This is a genomic window from Oerskovia sp. NPDC056781 (assembly GCF_042789955.1).
GTDB classification, from domain to species: domain Bacteria; phylum Actinomycetota; class Actinomycetes; order Actinomycetales; family Cellulomonadaceae; genus Oerskovia; species Oerskovia rustica.
In genome coordinates, this window is sequence record NZ_JBHUAD010000324.1 from 1 (window position 1) to 3,394 (window position 3,394).

Annotated in this window: 3 protein-coding genes; all 3 read right to left on the bottom strand. The window is 71.8% G+C overall.

What is annotated here, in order from left to right; genetic code table 11:
* Positions 1-40: 40 nt before the first annotated feature.
* The 3 genes from purM to ACFRCR_RS17800 all read right to left on the bottom strand — a co-directional run bounded on the left by purM (position 41) and on the right by ACFRCR_RS17800 (position 3,295).
* Positions 41-1,159: a phosphoribosylformylglycinamidine cyclo-ligase gene (gene purM, locus ACFRCR_RS17790; protein ID WP_377679423.1), complete on the bottom strand. Its 1,119-nt coding sequence runs from the start codon at positions 1,157-1,159 to the stop codon at positions 41-43.
* A 55-nt stretch (positions 1,160-1,214) separates the two neighbouring features.
* A complete protein-coding gene (gene purF / locus ACFRCR_RS17795) occupies positions 1,215-2,762 on the bottom strand; it encodes an amidophosphoribosyltransferase (RefSeq protein ID WP_138826286.1) in 1,548 nt (515 codons plus the stop codon).
* Positions 2,763-2,854: 92 nt separating this feature from the next.
* Positions 2,855-3,295, bottom strand: a complete 441-nt coding sequence (locus ACFRCR_RS17800; RefSeq protein ID WP_377679426.1) for a hypothetical protein — start codon at positions 3,293-3,295, stop codon at positions 2,855-2,857.
* Positions 3,296-3,394: the final 99 nt, after the last annotated feature.

Genomic DNA, 3,394 nt, shown 5'->3' on the forward strand with positions numbered 1-3,394 from the left:
GGCCTAGGCCTGAGCTGCCGGGCGCGCCTTCGTCGTCCTGTCAGTTGCGGTAGTCGCCCGTCAGGCGCACGGCACCCGCGTGCACGCCCTTGGTGCCGACCACGAGGTCCTCGCCGCCCGCCGAGGCGGCCAGGGAGTCGTCCAGGGCGCCGACGGTGCCCAGGACCCAGGCGGTGAGGCCCAGCTCCGCGCACCGCGCGAGGGCGGCGTCAGCACCGTCCTGCCCCACGATCGCGACCATGCCCACACCGAGGTTGAGCGTGTTCTCCAGGTCGCGGCGAGGAACGTTCCCCAGGTCGCGGACCACCGTGAAGACCGGCGGGACGTCCCAGGACCCACGGTCGATCGTGCCGACCAGCCCGGCCGGCAGGACGCGGGCCAGGTTCGCCGCGAGCCCACCACCCGTGACGTGCGTGAAGGCGTGAACCTGCGCGGCGTCGTCGTGCGCCAGGGCGAGGCAGTCGCTCGCGTAGACGCGCGTGGGCTCGAGCAGCTCCTCGCCGAGCGTCCGACCGAACTCCTCGACCTCGCGGTCCAGCTCCCAGCCCGCGTGCTTCACGACCGCACGCACCAGCGAGTAGCCGTTCGAGTGCAGGCCCGACGATCCCAGCGCGATGAGGACGTCGCCCTCGCGCACACGCTCGGGCCCCAGCAGACGGTCGGCCTCGACGACGCCCGTCGCGGCACCCGCGACGTCGTACTCGTCCTCGCCCAGGAGACCCGGGTGCTCCGCCGTCTCCCCGCCGACGAGGGCCGTGCCGGCGACCTCGCACGCCGCCGCGATCCCGCGGACGATCCCCGCGATGCGTTCGGGCACGACCTTGCCGCACGCGATGTAGTCCGTCATGAAGAGCGGCTTGGCCCCCACCACGACGATGTCGTCGACGACCATGCCCACGAGGTCGAACCCGATCGTGTCGTGGACGTCCATGGCCTGCGCGATCGCGACCTTGGTCCCCACGCCGTCGGTCGAGGTGGCCAGCAGGGGCTTGGTGTAGGTCGCGACCTCGCTGAAGTCGTAGAGCCCGGCGAACCCGCCCACGCCCCCGAGGACCTGCGGGCCCTGCGTGCGGCGCACGGCGTCCTTCATCAGCTCGACGGCCTTGTCGCCCGCCTCGGTGTCGACACCGGCTGCGGCGTACGTGAGACCTTCAGACACGAATGAACTCCTGGTGGTTGCGGCGCGCCCCGGTGGGGCGGTGCGTCGTACGGGGTCAGGGGTGGTCGAGGGCGGTCCCGCCGCCGACTCCCACGGAGAGGCTGCGCAGCCCGTCCTCCGGCGCCCCCAGCGGCAGCTCCGCCTGCTCGAGCAGGTGCTTGCCGAGCTGGTCGTCCGGGGGCAGCTCGATGGGGTACTTCCCGGTGAAGCAGGCCGTGCACAGCTGGGAGGCGGACTGCTCGGTCGCCGCGATCATCCCCTCCTCGGAGATGTACCCGAGCGTGTCGGCGCCGAGCGAGGCGCCCACCTCCTCGGGCGACAGGCCGTTGGCGATGAGCTCGGCGCGCGACGCGAAGTCGATGCCGTAGAAGCACGGCCACTTGACCGGCGGCGAGCTGATGCGGACGTGGACCTCGGCGGCCCCCGCCTCGCGCAGCATGCGGATCAGGGCGCGCTGGGTGTTGCCGCGCACGATCGAGTCGTCGACGACGACCAGACGCTTGCCCCGGATGACGTCGCGGAGCGGGTTGAGCTTGAGCCGGATACCGAGCTGGCGCAGCGTGTCCGACGGCTGGATGAAGGTGCGACCGACGTACGCGTTCTTCGTCAGCCCCTGGCCGAACGGGATGCCCGACTCCTGTGCGTAGCCGACGGCCGCGGGCGTGCCGGACTCGGGGACCGGGATCACGAGGTCCGCGTCGATGCCGTGCTCGCGAGCCAGCTGGCGGCCCATCTCCACGCGCGCGGCGTGCACCGAGCGCCCGTTGATCGAGGTGTCCGGACGGGCCAGGTACACGTACTCGAAGACGCAGCCCGCACGCTCGACCGGAGCGAAGCGCTGAGAGCGCAGGCCTTCGCCGTCGATCGCGATGAGCTCGCCCGGCTCCACCTCACGGACGAACGACGCACCCACGATGTCCAGGGCCGGGGTCTCGCTCGCGACGACCCAGCCGCGCTCCAGACGTCCCAGGACGAGCGGGCGCACGCCCTGCGGGTCGCGCGCGGCGTAGAGCGTCTTCTCGTCCATGAAGACGAGGCTGAAGGCGCCGCGGAGCCTCGGGAGGACCTCCATCGCGGTGGCCTCGAGCGAGTGGTCGTCGTCTCCGGCGAAGAGCGCGGTGATGAGGGCCGTGTCGGTCGTGTTGCCCCGGGCCAGCTCGCCGCGGCGCTGAGCGCCGTAGCGCTCCGCGACCAGGTTCACGAGCTCGGCGGAGTTGGTCAGGTTGCCGTTGTGCCCCAGCGCGACGGTCCCCGACGACGTCGCGCCCAGCGTGGGCTGAGCGTTCTCCCAGGTCACGCCGCCGGTCGTCGAGTACCGGCAGTGCCCGACGGCGATGTGCCCCGTCAGGGCGTTGAGGGCCGTCTCGTCGAAGACCTGGGAGACGAGTCCCATGTCCTTGTAGACGAGGATCTGCTCACCATTGCTGGTCGCGATCCCGGCCGACTCCTGACCGCGGTGCTGCAACGAGTACAGACCGAAGTAGGCAAGCTTGGCGACCTCTTCGCCGGGCGCCCAGACACCGAAGACGCCACAAGCGTCCTGGGGGCCTTTCTCGCCGGGCATGAGGTCGTGGTTGAGAAGTCCATCTCCGCGGGGGGCCACGGCTCCAGTGTCCCACACGGTCGCAGGCTGACCGAAGTCACGCCCAGGGGATGGACCGAGCGACACGACGAGGATCCGGCCCGCCTGCTCGCTCAGCGGCGCAGGCTGCGCTTGTCCGCCCAGATCGCCAGGGCGCCCGCGACGAGCGTCGTGAGCGTCGTCGTCCCCAGCACGACGACCGTGAGGTAGACGCCGGGCTTGAGCACGCCGCGGGACTCCGGGGAGCCGAGCCACGTGATCCCGAGGCACAGCCCCAGGACGACCCCGACCAGAGCACCCGTCGTGAAGAACGCCTTGTAGCGGGGTGCGCGACGGATCGTCGTCGGGTCGATCATCGAGTCGATCTCGACCTCGTCGCCGCGGATGCCGCCGTCGTTCGCGTCCCTGGGGTCGGTCGACGCGGCGTCCGTGGCAGCCGGCGTGGTCAGACGTGCTGGGGCGGCCGGTACGGCTGCGCCGGTCTCCGGTGAAGCGGCGGGAACGGGGCCGTCAGGGGTCGCGTTCACGTCGGGGGCGGGGGTGCTGGGGCTCACGCGCCGACAGTACCCCGTCCGGCTGAGAATCCCCTGGGCCGTACCCGTGCCCCAGGGGCACGAGACGCCGTCGGGCCTGCTCCCCCAGCAGGGAAGCAG